The sequence below is a fragment of the Sphingopyxis terrae subsp. terrae NBRC 15098 genome, assembly GCF_001598815.1.
Lineage (GTDB): Bacteria > Pseudomonadota > Alphaproteobacteria > Sphingomonadales > Sphingomonadaceae > Sphingopyxis > Sphingopyxis terrae.
Genome location: NZ_BCZQ01000005.1, coordinates 77,565 through 92,963 on the forward strand (window position 1 = coordinate 77,565; position 15,399 = coordinate 92,963).

The 15,399-nt window shown below is 66.0% G+C and carries 21 protein-coding genes; 10 read left to right on the plus strand and 11 right to left on the minus strand.

Translation table 11 applies throughout. The features are described from left to right. Positions 1 to 8: 8 nt before the first annotated feature. Both STE01S_RS04655 and ygfZ read right to left on the minus strand, forming a co-directional pair. Positions 9 to 965 carry a hypothetical protein gene (locus STE01S_RS04655; RefSeq protein ID WP_062765342.1) on the minus strand — a complete coding sequence of 319 codons (957 nt, stop codon included), beginning with the start codon at positions 963 to 965 and terminating at the stop codon, positions 9 to 11. Between the two features lie 32 nt (positions 966 to 997). Next, a complete protein-coding gene (gene ygfZ, locus STE01S_RS04660) occupies positions 998 to 1,732 on the minus strand; it encodes a CAF17-like 4Fe-4S cluster assembly/insertion protein YgfZ (protein WP_062765345.1) in 735 nt (244 codons plus the stop codon). 59 nt (positions 1,733 to 1,791) lie between these two features. Between ygfZ and pyrC the strand changes: the two genes are divergently transcribed. Continuing rightward, on the plus strand, positions 1,792 to 2,814 hold the full coding sequence (gene pyrC, locus STE01S_RS04665; RefSeq protein WP_062765348.1) for a dihydroorotase: 1,023 nt from the start codon (positions 1,792 to 1,794) through the stop codon (positions 2,812 to 2,814). Between the two features lie 3 nt (positions 2,815 to 2,817). Here pyrC and rarD read toward each other — a convergent pair whose 3' ends face one another. Further along, entirely contained in the window at positions 2,818 to 3,735 is a 918-nt protein-coding gene (gene rarD / locus STE01S_RS04670) for an EamA family transporter RarD (protein WP_062765351.1), read from the minus strand. An 11-nt stretch (positions 3,736 to 3,746) separates the two neighbouring features. Continuing rightward, on the minus strand, positions 3,747 to 3,968 hold the full coding sequence (locus tag STE01S_RS04675; RefSeq protein WP_003047722.1) for a hypothetical protein: 222 nt from the start codon (positions 3,966 to 3,968) through the stop codon (positions 3,747 to 3,749). A gap of 176 nt (positions 3,969 to 4,144) precedes the next feature. On the opposite strand from STE01S_RS04675, the gene STE01S_RS04680 reads away from it, so the two are divergent. From STE01S_RS04680 to STE01S_RS04695, 4 genes are all read left to right on the plus strand, one after another. Continuing rightward, a complete protein-coding gene (locus STE01S_RS04680; RefSeq protein WP_003047724.1) occupies positions 4,145 to 4,549 on the plus strand; it encodes a glycine zipper 2TM domain-containing protein in 405 nt (134 codons plus the stop codon). A 178-nt stretch (positions 4,550 to 4,727) separates the two neighbouring features. Continuing rightward, positions 4,728 to 5,279 (plus strand): GNAT family N-acetyltransferase, encoded by a 552-nt coding sequence (locus tag STE01S_RS04685; RefSeq protein ID WP_003047726.1) that lies wholly within the window; start codon positions 4,728 to 4,730, stop codon positions 5,277 to 5,279. Next, positions 5,276 to 5,716, plus strand: a complete 441-nt coding sequence (locus tag STE01S_RS04690; RefSeq protein WP_062765354.1) for a DUF1330 domain-containing protein — start codon at positions 5,276 to 5,278, stop codon at positions 5,714 to 5,716. The genes STE01S_RS04685 and STE01S_RS04690 overlap by 4 nt, the downstream gene beginning before the upstream one ends. Before the next feature lie 87 nt (positions 5,717 to 5,803). Next, positions 5,804 to 6,553: a hypothetical protein gene (locus STE01S_RS04695; protein ID WP_003047730.1), complete on the plus strand. Its 750-nt coding sequence runs from the start codon at positions 5,804 to 5,806 to the stop codon at positions 6,551 to 6,553. A gap of 78 nt (positions 6,554 to 6,631) precedes the next feature. Here STE01S_RS04695 and STE01S_RS04700 read toward each other — a convergent pair whose 3' ends face one another. The 4 genes from STE01S_RS04700 to thiS form a co-directional block, all read right to left on the minus strand. After that, positions 6,632 to 6,814: a CsbD family protein gene (locus STE01S_RS04700; protein WP_003047733.1), complete on the minus strand. Its 183-nt coding sequence runs from the start codon at positions 6,812 to 6,814 to the stop codon at positions 6,632 to 6,634. A gap of 115 nt (positions 6,815 to 6,929) precedes the next feature. After that, a complete protein-coding gene (gene ubiM / locus STE01S_RS04705; RefSeq protein ID WP_062765389.1) occupies positions 6,930 to 8,111 on the minus strand; it encodes a 5-demethoxyubiquinol-8 5-hydroxylase UbiM in 1,182 nt (393 codons plus the stop codon). A 70-nt stretch (positions 8,112 to 8,181) separates the two neighbouring features. Then, positions 8,182 to 8,952 carry a thiazole synthase gene (locus STE01S_RS04710; RefSeq protein ID WP_062765357.1) on the minus strand — a complete coding sequence of 257 codons (771 nt, stop codon included), beginning with the start codon at positions 8,950 to 8,952 and terminating at the stop codon, positions 8,182 to 8,184. Continuing rightward, on the minus strand, positions 8,949 to 9,152 hold the full coding sequence (gene thiS / locus STE01S_RS20960; protein WP_082657424.1) for a sulfur carrier protein ThiS: 204 nt from the start codon (positions 9,150 to 9,152) through the stop codon (positions 8,949 to 8,951). The genes STE01S_RS04710 and thiS overlap by 4 nt, the downstream gene beginning before the upstream one ends. A 78-nt stretch (positions 9,153 to 9,230) precedes the next feature. On the opposite strand from thiS, the gene STE01S_RS04720 reads away from it, so the two are divergent. From STE01S_RS04720 to STE01S_RS04735, 4 genes are all read left to right on the plus strand, one after another. Next, positions 9,231 to 9,683, plus strand: coding sequence for a type II 3-dehydroquinate dehydratase (locus STE01S_RS04720; RefSeq protein WP_003047744.1), 453 nt, complete (start codon positions 9,231 to 9,233; stop codon positions 9,681 to 9,683). Positions 9,684 to 9,751: 68 nt separating this feature from the next. Further along, positions 9,752 to 10,237 carry an acetyl-CoA carboxylase biotin carboxyl carrier protein gene (accB, locus tag STE01S_RS04725; RefSeq protein ID WP_062765360.1) on the plus strand — a complete coding sequence of 162 codons (486 nt, stop codon included), beginning with the start codon at positions 9,752 to 9,754 and terminating at the stop codon, positions 10,235 to 10,237. A gap of 10 nt (positions 10,238 to 10,247) precedes the next feature. After that, complete coding sequence (accC, locus tag STE01S_RS04730) at positions 10,248 to 11,609, plus strand: acetyl-CoA carboxylase biotin carboxylase subunit (RefSeq protein WP_062765363.1); 1,362 nt, start codon at positions 10,248 to 10,250, stop codon at positions 11,607 to 11,609. Between the two features lie 96 nt (positions 11,610 to 11,705). Continuing rightward, on the plus strand, positions 11,706 to 13,067 hold the full coding sequence (locus tag STE01S_RS04735) for a L,D-transpeptidase scaffold domain-containing protein (RefSeq protein ID WP_062765365.1): 1,362 nt from the start codon (positions 11,706 to 11,708) through the stop codon (positions 13,065 to 13,067). Positions 13,068 to 13,119: 52 nt separating this feature from the next. Here the strand turns inward: STE01S_RS04735 and STE01S_RS04740 are convergent, their stop codons facing one another. Further along, on the minus strand, positions 13,120 to 13,857 hold the full coding sequence (locus STE01S_RS04740) for a murein L,D-transpeptidase catalytic domain family protein (RefSeq protein ID WP_255265880.1): 738 nt from the start codon (positions 13,855 to 13,857) through the stop codon (positions 13,120 to 13,122). A gap of 167 nt (positions 13,858 to 14,024) precedes the next feature. Here STE01S_RS04740 and STE01S_RS04745 point away from each other — a divergent pair, with 167 nt between their 5' ends. Then, positions 14,025 to 14,369: an arsenate reductase family protein gene (locus STE01S_RS04745; RefSeq protein WP_058812723.1), complete on the plus strand. Its 345-nt coding sequence runs from the start codon at positions 14,025 to 14,027 to the stop codon at positions 14,367 to 14,369. Positions 14,370 to 14,396: 27 nt separating this feature from the next. On the opposite strand, the gene STE01S_RS04750 is transcribed toward STE01S_RS04745, so the two are convergent. Together STE01S_RS04750 and STE01S_RS04755 are read right to left on the minus strand one after the other, a co-directional pair. Continuing rightward, complete coding sequence (locus STE01S_RS04750) at positions 14,397 to 14,624, minus strand: hypothetical protein (RefSeq protein WP_062765371.1); 228 nt, start codon at positions 14,622 to 14,624, stop codon at positions 14,397 to 14,399. Positions 14,625 to 14,719: 95 nt separating this feature from the next. After that, a partial coding sequence (locus STE01S_RS04755; protein WP_082813223.1) for a ribonuclease T2 family protein occupies positions 14,720 to 15,399 on the minus strand: 680 nt, incomplete at its 5' end.

Sequence of the window (15,399 nt, forward strand, 5' to 3'; positions counted from 1 at the left end):
CCGCGATTCTATGGTTCGGCCAGGCCGCCGGCTGCCTGATCGATGAAGGCGCGCCATTGCGGCTCCCCGCCCCGGATGCTGTAGGCTATCCGCGCGCAGGCATAGGGGCGTCCCGGCCGGTTGTCGGCATCGAAGGCGGCGATTGGCCACAGGCGCTCGGCATCGGCGTGATCGGACCAGCAGACGATCGCCTCGGCCTCCTGCCCCGCATCGACCAGCGCCCGTTCGCCCGCATCGAGCGTAGCCGCGTCCCAGCCCAGAATCACGCGCTGCAGCTTTGCCGGAGCGCGTAACGCTGATGCAAAGGGGCTTGTCTGTGCACCGAGCAGCCGTTCGACCCGCGCGCGGTCGGCGGTAGCCAGCCAGCGCCCGCCGAGCATCGGCACCCATTGCTGCGGATCGCGCGAGCGGAGTGCCGGAAACAACGCATCGGCCGCAGCGGCAAAGCGCGCCGTCCACAGCGAATCCGCGGCAAGCGGGCGAAGCTTCCATGCCGCCGACGCGACATCGGCGCGCAGTTGCCGTTCCACCGGCCGGTCGCGAACCCTGTCCGCCATCACGATATCGAGGACCGGCGCCGTATCGGCTGTGCATTGCACGCCCGCGCAGCGCGCCGTCTGCGCGGTCAGGCGCAGCCATTGCGGCATTGGCGCACGCGGCGCACCGGAACTTCCCGCATCGACAAAGTCGCGCGACGCAGGGTCGAAGGCCATCCGCGCGGGCCCGCCACGAACCGGTCGGCCCGCCGTGTCGCCGCGATAGGCAATCGACACCCCCGCATAGATGGCGTCCACATCGACGTAGAGGCGGCCGTTCCAGGCGATGGCTTCCAGCCGCACGCACAGCCCCGGCTCCGCCGCAGCGGCTTCGGCCAGCGTCATCGTGCGCGAATTATCTTCCGGGCAGGAGGCCGGACCGGCGGCGGCCAGCGCGGCGGGAGCAAGCAGGGCGAGCGGCGCGATCATCCTTCCCCTCTACCGCGCCCGCGCTGCACCGGTCATGAACCGGGCGAAAGAAGGGCGCTGCGCATCCAGGCGGGTGCTTTCGCCGGATCGATGCCCTCGACGCGCCGATGCTCCACCGACCAGCCGAGTTCGGGATAGGCAATGACCTGACGCTTTGCGTCGGCTTCGGCGATCGGCACGACGACGAGTCGGCGATTGACCTTCTGCCGCCAGTTCATCCGCGCGGTATTTTCCTGTCCGACGTAGCAGCCCTTGGAAAAGCTGACGCCATTCAATTCGGCGGCATTGCATTCGAGCCAAAGCGTCGTGCCGTCGCCGAGTTCGGCGCGCCCTTCGGTGACGCCGAGCGCCAGGCGGTGCGCGCGCCATGCCGCCTCGACGGCCCCCGCGCCGTCTTCGTCGGCGGGAGCGAGCCAGCGCTGCCCGAGTTCGGCAAGCCGCGGGTCGACGACGCCAAGATCGCCCTCGGGCGCCCAATGAACCCGCAAAACCTCCTCGCGCTCGATCGTAATCGCGCGGCGCAGGCGATAGAGCGTCAGGCGCCGGGTCAGATCGTCCGCTGCGGCCACCTCGCAATCGATCAGCACATCCGCCTCGTCGGCCCAGATCAGAAAATCGAACAGCGCCTTGCCCTGTGCGGTCAGCAGCGCCGCCCAGACCGGCAGGTTGCCCGACACATCATTGGTGACAAGGCCTTGCAGAAAGCCGCGGACGTCGTCGCCCGACAATCGGATCAGCGCGCGGTCGTTGAGGGTGGTATTGGCCATGCCGATAATTTAGGGGCGGGGCAGCTAAAACCAAGCCACGATTTGCCCGAGAGCCCGCCATGACCGATCGCCTGACCATCCGCCGCCCCGACGACTGGCACGTCCATCTGCGCGATGGCGCGATGCTGGCGCATGTCGCGCCCTATACCGCACGCCAATTCGCGCGGGCGATTGTCATGCCCAATCTGTCGCCGCCGGTGACGACCGTGGCCGAGGGCCGCGCCTATCGCGAGCGGATCGTCGCGGCGATCCCCGCGGCGCTCGATTTTACCCCGCTCATCGTCGCCTATCTGACCGACGGCACCGATGCGGAGGAAATGGCGCGCGGCCACGCCGAGGGCGTGTTCACCGCCGCCAAGCTCTACCCCGCGCATGCAACGACGGGCAGCGCCCACGGCGTGACCGATGTCGCGAACATCATGGGCGTGCTCGAACGCATGGCCGATATCGGCATGCCGCTCCTGATTCACGGCGAAGTCACCGACCATGACGTCGACATCTTCGACCGCGAAGCGCTATTCATCGATCGCACGCTCGCACCGCTCGTCGCGCGGCTGCCCGAGCTCAAGATCGTGTTCGAACATATCACGACGGCGGAGGCGGCGCAGTTCGTCGCCGATGCGCCCGCCAATGTCGCCGCGACGATCACGCCGCAGCATCTTCACATCAACCGCAACGCGATGCTGGTCGGCGGCATCCGTCCGCACGCCTATTGCCTGCCCGTCGCCAAGCGCGAGCATCACCGGCTCGCGGTGCGCGCCGCCGCGACCTCGGGCTCGCCCAAATTCTTTCTCGGCACCGACAGCGCGCCGCACGCGGTGCATACCAAGGAAGCGCCATGCGGCTGTGCCGGCATTTTCAACGCCCCCTTCGCGCTCGAAAGCTATATCGCCGCGTTCGACGAAGACGGCGCGCTCGACCGGTTCGAGGGTTTCGCGAGCGAACATGGCCCGCGCTTCTATGGCCTGCCGCTCAATCAGGGCACGATCACGCTCGAACGCGGCGCGACCGTGGTTCCCGACCGGATCGGCGATGTGGTGCCCTTCCATGCCGGCGAAACGCTCGGCTGGCGGATCGTCTAAACCCTAGGCGATCTCGACCATCCGGTCGGCGCGCATCTTGCGCCACATGTCGAAACTGAACACAGCAATGCTGATCCAGATCAGCAGGAAGCAGGCCAGTTGCACGGGCTTCAGCGGTTCGGCGAAGACGAAAAGGCTCAGCAGGAATTGCAGTGTCGGCGCCAGATACTGGACGAAGCCGAGCGCTGCATAGCTCATCCGCCGCGCGGCGGTGGCGAAGAGGAGCAGCGGCACCGCGGTAACGATGCCCCCGGCCATCAGCAGCAGGCTGATTTTCGGGTCCGACCCGAAACCGCGCCCGTCGCCGATCCACAGATACCAGGCCGACGCCGCGAGCGCCAAGGGCATGAGCAGCGTCGTTTCGATCGCGAGACCGGGCAATGAACCTACGGGCACCACTTTGCGCAGCAGGCCATAGAAGCCGAAACTGAAGGCGAGCGTCAGGCTGATCCACAGCGTGTCGAGCGCACCGCCGAGCAGGATCGCCACCCCGACGGCGGCGATTGCGACCGCCACCATCTGCAATCGCGACAGGCGCTCGCCGAGGAAGACCATTCCCAGCATCACATTGACGAGCGGGTTGAGATAATAGCCAAGGCTGGCGGCAAGGACATGATCTGTGAAGATCGAATAGATATAGACGAGCCAGTTCACCGCGATCAGCAGCGCGCTCGCCAACAGCATCCGCAGCACCCGCCAGTCGCGCAAGGCGACAAGATAGTCGGCGATCTGCCGCCGGAATGCCATGATGAAGAAACAGAGCGGCAGCGACCAGACGATGCGCTGCGCCAGCACCTCGACCGGCGGCACGCTCGCAAGCAGCTTGAAGAACAGCGGGACGAAACCCCAGATGCCATAGGCGGCGAGCGCGAAGGGCAAGCCGTTCTGCTGGCTCTCCGACGGAGCGGCGGGCGCGGGCATTCTATGCGCGTTTAGAGCAGACCGCCGCCGAGCATCAGCCGGACGACGCCGACGACGATCACGACGATGTTCAGATTGCGCCCGCTCGTGCGGCTCGACATCGCGCCGAGCGCGAGCCCGACCACGGCGATCGGGATGATGACCCAGTTCGCCCAGCCCAGAAACGGAATGAACGCGGGGATCGCGAGAATCAGCGCGACCAGACCGATGAAAATCGAAGCAATGTTCAGCATTTCCAATGTTTCGCACGCCGCCGGACGGCGGGCAAGTGCCTTTCGGTTCGTCGATGACGGCACTCGTTTCGTCTTGTTGCCGAAGGTTCATGCAACGCTGTGCGGACCCTTCTCGTTGTTTCGGGTGAAGCGCTCGTTCCCGAACGGTCGAGGCGCGAACCAGGAAAGGACAGGATATGGCTATTCTTACCAAAGGCATGATGGGCGCAATTGCGGCCGCCAGTGTCGTCGCGACCGCCCCCGCCTATGCCGGCATGGCAACCGCCATTCCGGCGCAGGGCTATCACAAGAGCGAAACCACGGCCGACTTTTACAAGCGCAAGCATCACGACCGCCGCTATTATGCGAGCCGCGACCAACGCGTCGGCGCCAACACGCGGATCTGGCGCGGTAACGACGGCCGATATTACTGCAAGAAGGATAATGGCACCACCGGCCTGCTGATCGGTGCTGCGGTCGGCGGCTTGGCCGGTCATGAAATCGCCGGCAGAGGCGACAAGCTGCTCGGCGTGGTCCTCGGCGCGGGCGCCGGCGCGCTCCTCGGCCGCGAGATCGACCGCGACAAATATCGCTGCCGCTAATTGACAGAAACCGTCCGGGTGCGGGTCCGAGACCCCTCCATCCGCACTCTGTGATGGCGAGGGCGTCGGTTCCGGCCGACGCCCTCAAGGCCGATCGCGCGCCCGCGGCGCGTGTTTCGGCTTGCCCGCCAGCCTGCTTTCTCCCAGAAGCGTCGGCCACTGCTGCGGGAGAATATCGATGCTTAACGGCCCCCTGCTCGTCACCGAGCGGCTGATCCTCCGCCCGCCCGCGGCCGAGGATTTCGACGCCTTCGCCGAAATGTGCGCCGAAGAGGAGACAATGACCTTCATCGGTGGCAGCTGCGCCCGGTCGCAGGCGTGGCGCCAATGGTGCACGCTCGCGGGGGCATGGCATATCCGCGGCTTTTCGATGTTTTCGGTCCTCGAACGCGCAAGCGGCGAATGGGTCGGGCGGCTCGGCCCGTGGGAGCCCGACGGCTGGCCCGCGCCGGAGATTGCCTATGGCGTGCGCGCCAAATTCGCCGGAAAAGGCTATGCGTTCGAGGGGGCGGTCGCCGCCTGCGACTTCGCGGTCGAATTCCTTAAATGGCCCGAGCTGATGCACAGCATCGCTCCCGACAATGTCCGCTCGCAAGCGCTGGCCAAGAGGCTGGGCGCGACCAACAGCGGCCCGACGCACCTCCCCGCCCCGTTCGAACAGACCCGCGTCGATGCCTGGACGCAAAGCGCCGAGGCATGGCGGATCAAACGCAAGGAGTTCCAGCCATGAGCGATCGTCACATCGACCCCGAACGCGCGCAGTTCGACGCGTTCAAGGCGTTACCGCGCGATACGCCGATCCACATGCTCAACCTCGTCCGCTTCAAGGACAGGGCGACCTATCCCGACGATCACCCCCTCGCCGGCAAAGCGCTCACCGGCGCGGAAGCCTATGCCAACTATGGCAAGGACAGCAGCGCCGTCTTTTCGCGCGTCGGCGGCAGTGTCGTTTGGAGCGGCATGATGGAGGCGATGGTGATCGGCCCTCTGGCGGAGCATTGGAACGCGATGTTCATCGCCCACTATCCGAACAGCGGCGCTTTCATGGAAATGGTCACCGATCCGGTCTATCGTCAGGCGGTTGTCCACCGTCAGGCGGCGGTCGAAACCTCCCGTCTGATCCGCTGCGCGAGCAATCCGTCTCGGTCCGAGACAGTTTTCGGCTAACAAAGTCTTACCAATTAACGCTTTTTGCTCACATCTTCTTAACCAGCTTCCGGCAAGTCCGGGTGAGAGATTAAGGGAGTGTTAGCAATGATCGTCCGGGGAAAATGGCTGATTGCCGGCCTGCTGATGGCCGCGGCCCCGCTCGCGGGGTGCCGCGACAATCCGCAGGCAAAGGCCGACCTCAAACCGCTCGACGACGGGCTGACCAATGAAGACCCCGCGCTGAAGGGCGCGCTTGAAGACAAGATCATGGTCGATCCCAAGCTGGCCGGGCAGGCGAACCGCAATGCGGCGACCCCGGGCAACCGGCCCGTCGACGGCGGCGTTCCGGGCGTGGCGAGCGGCAAGGCGGCCGCGGCGGCCGAAGCGGCGGCGGCGCAGGCCGCGGGCAAGCTGCTCGCCGCGCCCAAGGCGCTGCCGTTCGAGGAAGGTTGCAACGGCGATTGCGCCGCCAAGCGCCCGGTCACCATCGGCGCGCTGGCGCGCGAACAGCAAAAGGGCAGCTGCGACGCCAAGCTGACCTACGGCAACCAGTGGGCCGACCGTCTGCCGCCCGCGTTCAAGCTCTATCCGCGCGCGACGCTGCGAGAGGCGGCAGGGGTGGCCGGCGGAAAGTGCAACATCCGCGTCGTCAATTTCCAGACCGCCGCCTCGATCCAGGGCGTTCTCGACTATTATCACACGATGGCGGTGCGTGCGGGTTATACGAGCGACCACCGCGTGCGCGGCAACGAACATATTCTGGGCGGAACGAAGGGCGATCTTGCCTATGTCCTGTTCATCCGCACCGATGGCGGGATGACCGACGTCGATCTGGTCGCGTCCGGCGGCAAATAACGCCGCATTCGCAGGCCAACAAAAAACCCCCGGGAGCGATCCCGGGGGTTTTTGTTGGCCGATGGCCGGGGCGGTCGATCAGACCTTGTCGCCAAGCGCGCCCTGCACCTTGCCTTTCAGATTCTGGGCTTCGCCCTTGCGTTCCTGAAGTTCGCCTTCGGCGCGCAGGCGTTCATTGTCGGTCGCCTTGCCGATCGCCTGTTTGGTGTTGCCGATCGCTTCGTTGGTCAGGCCTTTCGCCTTTTCCGTCAGTTCACCCATGGGGAGTCTCCTTTGCTGCAAGAGGCGATCGCGCCTCTTGTCAAATCAACGACTTGCCCCCGCGCATTGTTCCGTCGTCGCGGGACGAAACGAGACGAAGCGTCGATCGGACGGCTCAGGCAGCCCGCGCGTCCCGCTGCTGCATCAGCAGCGCGCGCAGGCCCATCCGAACCGGCGGCAGCGCGCCAAGCCGCAGCGCCGCATGGCGGAGCGCCATCGCCGGATGGCGGTCATCGGTGAAGAGGCCGACGATCGCGCGCGTCGCCTGAAACAGCGGCCAGGTCTCGGCACGATGCGCGGCGGCGTAGCGCGTAAGGCGGCGCGGGTCGCCGACATCCTCCGCCGACGCCAACAGCTTCGCGAGCCGGACCGCGCCTGCCAGCCCGAAGTTGAAGCCATGGGCGGTCACCGGATGCATGCCGACCGCCGCATCGCCGATCAGCACCGCACGCGGCGCCGCAAAGCGATGCGCAAATGTCGTGGTCAGCGGATAGGCGTGAAAATCGCTCGCCAACGCGACCGCGCCCCATCTGCCGCGCGTCATCGCCGCAATCCGGCGCGCCTTTGCCTCGCCGGATTCGGCCATGAAAGCTTCGGCGGCTTGGGGCGTCAGGGTGATGACTGCCGACGAAAGCCCCTCCCCCAGCGGCAGCATCGCCAGCGTGTGGTGCCGGGCGAACCATTCGGTCGCGACGCCCGCCTTGTAGGGCGCGTGACCTACCCGGCCGACAAGCATCGTCTTGCCGACCGGCCTGACGTCGGCGCCGATGCCGAGCTGGTCGCGTATCGCCGAAAAGCGCGCGTCCGCCGCGACAAGAAGATCGGCCTCGATCACAGCGCCATCGGCAAGGGTCACGGTGACGCCGCCGCGCCCGGCCTGAACGCGCTCCACCGCGCATCCCGCGCGCAGATCCATATTCGCTTGTCCCGTAACGCTTTCGAACAGTGCCCGGCGCAAATGATGGTTCGACACGAGATGGCCGAGCGGCCGCGCGTCGCCCGCTCCCGGATCGATCCTCATCGCAAACCGCGCCCGGCCGCTCAGCACCTCGGCCCGGTCAAGGCGGTGAATGTCCGCCGCCGGAATCCGCGACCAGGCATCCAGGTCGCGCAGCGCGCGCTCGGACCGGTGCGTCAGCGCAATCTCGCGCCCGTCGAAATGCGGTTCGGCCAGCGCGGCAAGCGGCGCGCGCTCGATCAGCGTAATCTCGGCGGGCGTATCCGCCAGCGCGCGCGCGAAACCCAGCCCCGCCGGTCCCGCCCCGACGATGACGATCCGGCGCCGCGTGCCACCCATGCCCATGCCTCCTTGTCAGAGACACCGGCATGGCAGCGCCGCGCGGGCGGCGCATTGCGCTGGATCAATATCAGATGAGCCCGGCGAGCGGGCTCGACGGATCGGCGTAGCGACGCTGGCCCATACGGCCGGCGAGATAGGCATCGCGCCCCGCCTCGACCGCGAGCTTCATGGCGCGCGCCATGCGGATGGGGTCTTTGGCTTCGGCGATCGCGGTGTTCATCAGCACGCCGTCGCAGCCGAGTTCCATCGCCACCGCCGCATCGCTGGCCGTCCCGACGCCCGCATCGACCAGCACCGGCACCGACGCGCCCTCGACGATCAGGCGGATCGTCACCCGGTTCTGGATGCCCAGCCCCGACCCGATCGGCGCGCCGAGCGGCATGATCGCAACCGCGCCCGCATCTTCCAGCTGCTTGGCGGCGATCGGATCATCGACGCAATAGACCATCGGCAGAAAGCCTTCCTTGGCCAGCACCTCGGTCGCCTCCAGCGTTTCACGCATATTGGGATAGAGCGTCTTCGCTTCGCCCAGCACCTCCAGCTTCACCAGATCCCAGCCGCCCGCCTCGCGCGCCAGCCGCAAGGTGCGGATCGCGTCGTCGGCATTGAAACAGCCGGCGGTGTTGGGGAGATAGGTGATCTTCTTCGGGTCGATATAATCGGTCAGCATCGGCGCGGTCGGGTCCGACACATTGACGCGCCGCACCGCAACGGTGACGATTTCCGCACCCGACGCGGCGACCGCAGCCGCATTCTGTTCAAAATCCTTATACTTGCCCGTGCCCACGATCAGGCGCGAGTTAAAGGTCCGCCCGGCAACGCTCCACTGGTCGGTCAACAACCGCCTCCTACAAAATGAACGATTTCCAGCGCATCGCCCTCGGCAAGCGCGACGTCGGCGAGCGTCGAGCGCGGTACGATCTCGCGATTGCGCTCGACCGCGACCTTCTTGACGTCGAGGCCCAGCGACGCGACCAGATCGGCAATGCTGCCTGCGCGCACCTGCCGCGCATCGCCGTTGAGAATGATGGAAATCACGAGTCCCGCCTGCTTTGCCTTTTGACGTGCAGCCCATATAGGGGGAGCGACCCGCGTCGCAACCGAAAGACCGTGCCCTTGTCCAACGAGTGTTCCGAAACGCCCGCCGTCTTTGTCCTTTCCGGGCCCAATCTCAACCTGCTGGGCACGCGCGAGCCTGAAATCTACGGGCATGACACGCTGGAGGACATCCACCAGCGGCTCGCCGAGCGTGCGGCGGCACTGGGTCTGCGCGTCGATTGCCGCCAGTCGAACCACGAAGGCACGCTGATCGACTGGCTGCACGAAGCGCATTTCGCCGGCGCCAAGGCGGTGCTGCTCAATGCCGGGGGCTATACGCACACATCGGTCGCGCTGCACGACGCGATCAAGTCGATCCGCGTTCCGGTGATCGAGGTCCATCTGTCGGACCCGATGAAGCGCGAATCCTTTCGCCATCTCAGCTATATCGGCATGGCGGCGGCCGCGCATTTTGCAGGCCACGGCGCAGACAGCTATATGCTGGCGCTGGACGCCGCCGCGCGCTTCTGACAAGAGGCGCGATCAGAAACGGGGTCAAGGCACGCGATCAACAGTGCCGCAACAACAGGAAATATCTCATGGGTGACCATAAAGAGCACGGCATCAACATCGATCCGGCCTTCGTCCGTGCGCTCGCGGAACTGCTCGACGACACGCAGCTTTCCGAAATCGAGGTCGAGGACGGTGAACGCAAGGTGCGCGTTGCGCGCACGCTGACCGCCGCCGCGGCGCCGGTCGCTTTCGCGCCGCCCCCGGTTGCCGCGCCCGTCGCTGCCGCACCCGCGGCCGCCGCGCCGGCCGCGGTAGCTGCCCCCGCCGCCGACAGCTTCGCCGACGCCGTGAAGTCCCCGATGGTCGGCACCGTCTATCTTGCTGCCGAACCGGGTGCGCCCAATTTCGCAAGCGTGGGTTCGGCGGTGAAGGAAGGCGATACCATCCTGATTATCGAGGCGATGAAGGTGATGAACCCGATCACCGCGCCCACCTCGGGCACGCTCAAGGCCGTGCATGTCGAGAACAGCCAGCCGGTCGAATATGACCAGCCGCTGTTCACCATCGGCTGAGGGACAGCCAATGGCCATCGAGAAACTGCTGATCGCCAACCGCGGCGAGATCGCGCTGCGTATTCACCGCGCCTGCCACGAAATGGGCATCAAGACGGTCGCGGTCCATTCGACCGCCGACGCCGATGCGATGCATGTCCGCCTGGCCGACGAAGCCGTCTGCATCGGTCCGCCAGCGGCGAAGGACAGCTATCTCAACATCCCGGCAATCATTTCGGCTGCCGAAGTGACGGGCGCCGACGCCATCCACCCCGGCTATGGCTTCCTGTCGGAAAATGCGCGCTTTGCTGAGATTATCGAAGCGCATGACATGATCTTCGTCGGGCCGAAGCCCGAACATATCCGCACGATGGGCGACAAGGTCGAGGCGAAGCGCACCGCGGTCGCGCTCGATCTGCCGGTGGTGCCGGGTTCGCCCGGCGCCGTCACCTATGGCGAGGAAACGAAACGGATGGCCGAGGAAATCGGCTATCCGGTGCTGATCAAGGCCGCGTCGGGCGGCGGCGGCCGCGGGATGAAGGTCGTCCCCGACCCCTCCGGTCTCGAAAGCCTGATGGGTCAGGCATCGAGCGAAGCTGCGGCGGCGTTCGGCGATCCGACCGTCTATATGGAAAAATATCTCGGCAACCCGCGCCACATCGAATTCCAGATCTTCGGCGACGGCAAGGGCAACGCTATCCATCTCGGCGAACGCGACTGTTCGCTGCAGCGCCGCCACCAGAAGGTGCTCGAAGAAGCCCCTTCGCCCGTCATTTCGGCCGAAGAGCGCGCCCGCATGGGCGGCATTTGCGCCGATGCGATGGCAAAGATGGGCTATCGCGGCGCGGGGACGATCGAGTTTCTGTGGGAAAATGGCGAGTTCTATTTCATCGAAATGAATACGCGCATCCAGGTCGAACATCCGGTGACCGAGATGATCACCGGCTTTGACCTCGTCCGCGAACAGATCCGCATTGCCGACGGCATGGGCCTTTCGGTGCAGCAGAACGAGCTGGAATTCCGCGGCCATGCCATCGAATGCCGGATCAACGCCGAAGATCCGCGCAACTTCCTCCCCTCGCCGGGCAAGGTGACCAACTATCACGCCGCCGGCGGCATGCATGTGCGCGTCGATAGCGGGCTTTATGCGGGCTATTCGATCCCGCCCTATTACGACAGCATGATCGGCAAGCTGATCGTCTATGGCCGCACGCGCGAAAGCTGCATGATGCGGATGCGCCGCGCGCTCGAGGAAATGGTTATCGCCGGGGTGAAGACGAACATTCCGCTGCATCAGGCGCTACTCGCCGATCCCGACGTCATCCACGGTGATTATACGATCAAGTGGCTGGAGGAATGGCTGGCGAAGCAGGACGCCGACAACAAGGCCTGACGCTGCGCCCATCGACGCCGGGTTCGCGCGTGGACACGACGGATTGTGTCCCAGCTCACTTTCGCACGGGGGGATTATTGGCTATGGGCCTTAACCATGGCCAGAAATCTCCCCCTTTACGCGCGCCCGGCCGCGGCGCTGATCCTCCCGCTGACCCTGCTTGCGGCGCCCGTCGCCGCGCAGACGAGCGTCAAGGAGGACTCGGTCGTTCTGCAACCCGACAAGGTGACCGATGACGCGCCCGAGATCGAAACGGTCGCCGAGGCCAATCTGCCGAGCTGGAGCGTCGACAATGCCAAGGCGCTGCTCGCCTTCATCCAGTCGGCGGGCGATGAAGGCCTGTTCCCGAAGGATTACAATCCCGACGCGCTGAAGGCCGCGATCGATGGCGGCAATCAGATCACGCTCGACAAGGTCGCGACCGACAGCTTCCTGCTGCTCGCCACGCACATGCGCGACGGCCGCACGCCCAATGCTGCGCGCAAACAATGGTTCATGACCGATGGCGACGCGCAGACCGAACCGCTGATCCCGCTGCTCGGCAGCGCGCTCACCGCGAACGACGTCGCGCAGGCGCTGGTCAGCCTCGACCCCGTTCATCCCGATTTCGCGGTGCTGAAAGCCGCGCTCAAGACCGCAAAGACGCCCGCCGACGCCAACGCGATCCGTGTCAACATGGAACGCTGGCGCTGGATGCCGCGCGATCTTGGCGAAGGCTATGTCGTCAGCAACGTGCCCGAATATCTGACCCGCGTCGTTCATGACGGCGTCGTCATCGCGACGCACAAGGCGGTCGTCGGCAAGCCGTCGACCCCGACGCCGCAGCTCAACCCGATGGCGACGGGGATCATCGTCAACCCGACCTGGACCCTGCCCAAGAGCATCATCGCCGAAGGCATCGGATCGACGATTGCGACCAATCCGGCGCGCGCCCGCGCGCAGGGCTATACCTGGACGGGCAGCGGCAAGTCGCTGTCGGTGGTGCAGCAGCCTGGTGCCAACAATGCGCTGGGCGTCATGAAGCTCGAAATGCTGAACCCCCACGCCATCTATCTGCACGACACCCCGTCGAAGGGCGCGTTCGCCGCCGATTCGCGCGCCTTCAGCCACGGCTGCATCCGCACCGAAAAGGCGCTGCACTTCTCCGGCCTGATGGCGGTGATGTTCGCCGGCCGCACGCCCGAGGAATTCGGCGATGTGGTCGCCAGCGGCAAGACGACGCGCTTCGGCTTCGAAAAGCCCTTCCCTGTCTATGTCGCGTATTGGACCGTCGTTCCCGACGGCAAGGGCGGCATCAAGAAGCTGAACGACCTTTACGGTCGGGACGCGCCGGTGGTGACGAGCTTCGCCAAGCCCGGCCGCGCCGCCGCGGTGGTGATTTCGCCGACGCCGCCCGCGGTCGTGCCGACGACGCAGACGGTGCAGGCGCCGAAACCCGAAAAGGGCGCGATCTACTGACGAAGCGGCGGCCGGGCGACGATGCCCCCGGCCCTGCAACCCTCATGGAGCCTCAATCGGCCTTGGTCGGCATCGATCCCTGCGTGGCGCCGGTGCGGATGATATTGTCGGCGACCGGCGGCAATTCGAAGGGCGGTGGCGAAGCGGGCGCTACGCTCAGCTTGTCGGCATAGAGCAGCCGGCCCGGCCCGAGCTTGTACAGAATTTGCGGCAGCAACTCCTCGCCGAACACGAAGCAGCCCTCGCTACGCCCCAGCTTGCCTTGCGTCGCGATCAGCGACGGTTCGGCGTACCAGGCGCCATGCACGACGATCGCGCGCATGTCGGCATTGCTGTTGTCGGCCTCCAGCCCCGCGAGCCGCATCGACGATCCGTTCGATCCCCAATAATAATCGCTCGTGCGATAGGCGCCGCGCGACGAGGCGAGCGAGCCGGGGACGTTCGAAAAAGTCTTGAGCCAGCCGTCATGCTGCGGGTCCGATCCGCGGCCATGGGTGACGGGATACATGTCCACCTTGCCGGCGATCAGATCGACGAGCGCGAAGCGCGGGCGATAGGAGGGCAGCCCGAAATCGACGATCCCGACACGGTCGGCCTGCGCGATCCGGTTGCCCTGCCGCGCCAGCTGTTGCCGCGCGACGGCCAGATAGTCGACCGGCGGCGGTGTCGCTGCCTGCCCATGCCCGGTGATCCAGTCCGGAAGTGGAGCTGCGCGCGCCGATGTCGCGGCCAGCGCCCCCGCGCCCGCCATCGCCGCCAGCATAGCTCTGCGATCGATCAATTCATTCACGTGCAACCCAGCCCTCATTGCCGCCTTTGGCGGTCCCTCGGCCGTCTATAAGCCGTGGTTCGCGCGCCAAAGGCAAGGAGTCCAAGCCTCTTCATGCGGGCAAATGTGCCATATATGCCATGAATAGTGCGTTTACGTTCCATTACGGTCCCGTTAGGAACTGCGCCATGAAGGCAACCATCTGGCATAACCCCGCCTGCGGCACTTCGCGCAAGACGCTGGCGATTCTCGAGGAAACCCCCGGCGTCGATGTCGAGGTGATTCAATATCTGAAAGCGCCCTACAGCCCCGACAAGCTACGCCAGCTGTTTCGCGACGCGGGTCTGAGTGCGCGGGACGCGCTGCGCCTGCGCGGCACCGATGCCGAGGAACGCGGTCTGCCCGACGCCGACGAAGAAGCAATTATCGCGGCGATGGTCGCCAATCCCGCCTATGTGAACCGCCCCTTCGTCGAAACCGACAAGGGCGTCCGCTTCTGCCGCCCGCAGGATGTCGTGCGCGAGATTCTCTAGCAGTGCGGGCCGATCGGCGGTCCGCCGTCAGATCAGGAACATCATCGCCGCGGTGAAGAAGACGGCGAAGCTCTCCGCGAACAGGCGAAAATCGCTGTCGCGCGACCAGAGCGCCGGACGCTCGCGCTGCGCCGCAAGCGCGCCGCGCAATTCGCCTTGCCAATCCTCCGGCGCGCTCAGCCGCGCAAGGACCAGTTGCCGGGCGCCATAAGCGCGGATGCGCTCGCGGATGTCGATATGCTCGTCCGAATCCATGCCCGGCAGGCTAGGCGCCCGTTAACGAGTCGATAAGGTTAAAAGAGTGTTAACATCGCCGCCGTCCCGGCGCGGGACGCCTTGCCCTGCAGGTGTTAATCCATCGGCCGCACGCGCACCGCGCGCGCATCGGCGAGGCCGCGCTGAAAGGGTTTGCACGCCTGCGGCCGCATCCGCGGCCCCAGGCACAGCCGCACCTCGGTCAGCCAATCGCCGCGATCGGTCGCGACCGCGATCATCCGCTCATCGATGCCGCGATTGACCTTCGCAAAGGCGCGCCGCACGTCGCCCGCGGTGCGGACGTGCCCCGACAGCGCTTTCATGTCGGGAAAGCGCACGGCGCGGAACAGGATTTCGGCGGCGCGAAAATAGGCGGCGGGGTTGGAACTCATGCAGGTGCCGTGCTTCGCCCATTCATGCTGCAAAAGCTGCGCCGAAGGGGTCATGCACATATGGCGGCGCAGCACTGGCGCGGGGACGATCTTCGCGGGACGGCACCATTGGGGATAGGCCGGTTTATCGGTCTCGGGCCACAGACCGTGGAGCACCCAGCCGAAGCGCCCGCTTTCGCCCGAACATTGGAACCGGTCGCGCGCATCCTTGGGATTGCGCGCGCCTGCGCAATGCTGCGGCGACCAACTCATGCTCAAAAGATAGCCGGTCGTCGCCGGCTTGCGGACGGGCTCGCCGCGCGCGGGCCGCTCGAGGCGCGGCACCGGTGTCCGGTCGGGCGCCACACAGGCCAGCGATTGCGCCTGCGCCGCCGCGGGGGCGA

What these genes read in the sequence shown, in the direction of transcription:
- STE01S_RS04655 (WP_062765342.1), bottom strand. Translation starts at nt 965, where the DNA reads ATGATCGCGCCGCTCGCCCTGCTTGCTCCCGCCGCGCTGGCCGCCGCC.
- ygfZ (WP_062765345.1), bottom strand. Translation starts at nt 1,732, where the DNA reads ATGGCCAATACCACCCTCAACGACCGCGCGCTGATCCGATTGTCGGGC.
- pyrC (WP_062765348.1), top strand. Translation starts at nt 1,792, where the DNA reads ATGACCGATCGCCTGACCATCCGCCGCCCCGACGACTGGCACGTCCAT.
- rarD (WP_062765351.1), bottom strand. Translation starts at nt 3,735, where the DNA reads ATGCCCGCGCCCGCCGCTCCGTCGGAGAGCCAGCAGAACGGCTTGCCC.
- STE01S_RS04675 (WP_003047722.1), bottom strand. Translation starts at nt 3,968, where the DNA reads ATGCTGAACATTGCTTCGATTTTCATCGGTCTGGTCGCGCTGATTCTC.
- STE01S_RS04680 (WP_003047724.1), top strand. Translation starts at nt 4,145, where the DNA reads ATGGCTATTCTTACCAAAGGCATGATGGGCGCAATTGCGGCCGCCAGT.
- STE01S_RS04685 (WP_003047726.1), top strand. Translation starts at nt 4,728, where the DNA reads ATGCTTAACGGCCCCCTGCTCGTCACCGAGCGGCTGATCCTCCGCCCG.
- STE01S_RS04690 (WP_062765354.1), top strand. Translation starts at nt 5,276, where the DNA reads ATGAGCGATCGTCACATCGACCCCGAACGCGCGCAGTTCGACGCGTTC.
- STE01S_RS04695 (WP_003047730.1), top strand. Translation starts at nt 5,804, where the DNA reads ATGATCGTCCGGGGAAAATGGCTGATTGCCGGCCTGCTGATGGCCGCG.
- STE01S_RS04700 (WP_003047733.1), bottom strand. Translation starts at nt 6,814, where the DNA reads ATGGGTGAACTGACGGAAAAGGCGAAAGGCCTGACCAACGAAGCGATC.
- ubiM (WP_062765389.1), bottom strand. Translation starts at nt 8,111, where the DNA reads ATGGGTGGCACGCGGCGCCGGATCGTCATCGTCGGGGCGGGACCGGCG.
- accB (WP_062765360.1), top strand. Translation starts at nt 9,752, where the DNA reads ATGGGTGACCATAAAGAGCACGGCATCAACATCGATCCGGCCTTCGTC.
- accC (WP_062765363.1), top strand. Translation starts at nt 10,248, where the DNA reads ATGGCCATCGAGAAACTGCTGATCGCCAACCGCGGCGAGATCGCGCTG.
- STE01S_RS04735 (WP_062765365.1), top strand. Translation starts at nt 11,706, where the DNA reads ATGGCCAGAAATCTCCCCCTTTACGCGCGCCCGGCCGCGGCGCTGATC.
- STE01S_RS04745 (WP_058812723.1), top strand. Translation starts at nt 14,025, where the DNA reads ATGAAGGCAACCATCTGGCATAACCCCGCCTGCGGCACTTCGCGCAAG.
- STE01S_RS04750 (WP_062765371.1), bottom strand. Translation starts at nt 14,624, where the DNA reads ATGGATTCGGACGAGCATATCGACATCCGCGAGCGCATCCGCGCTTAT.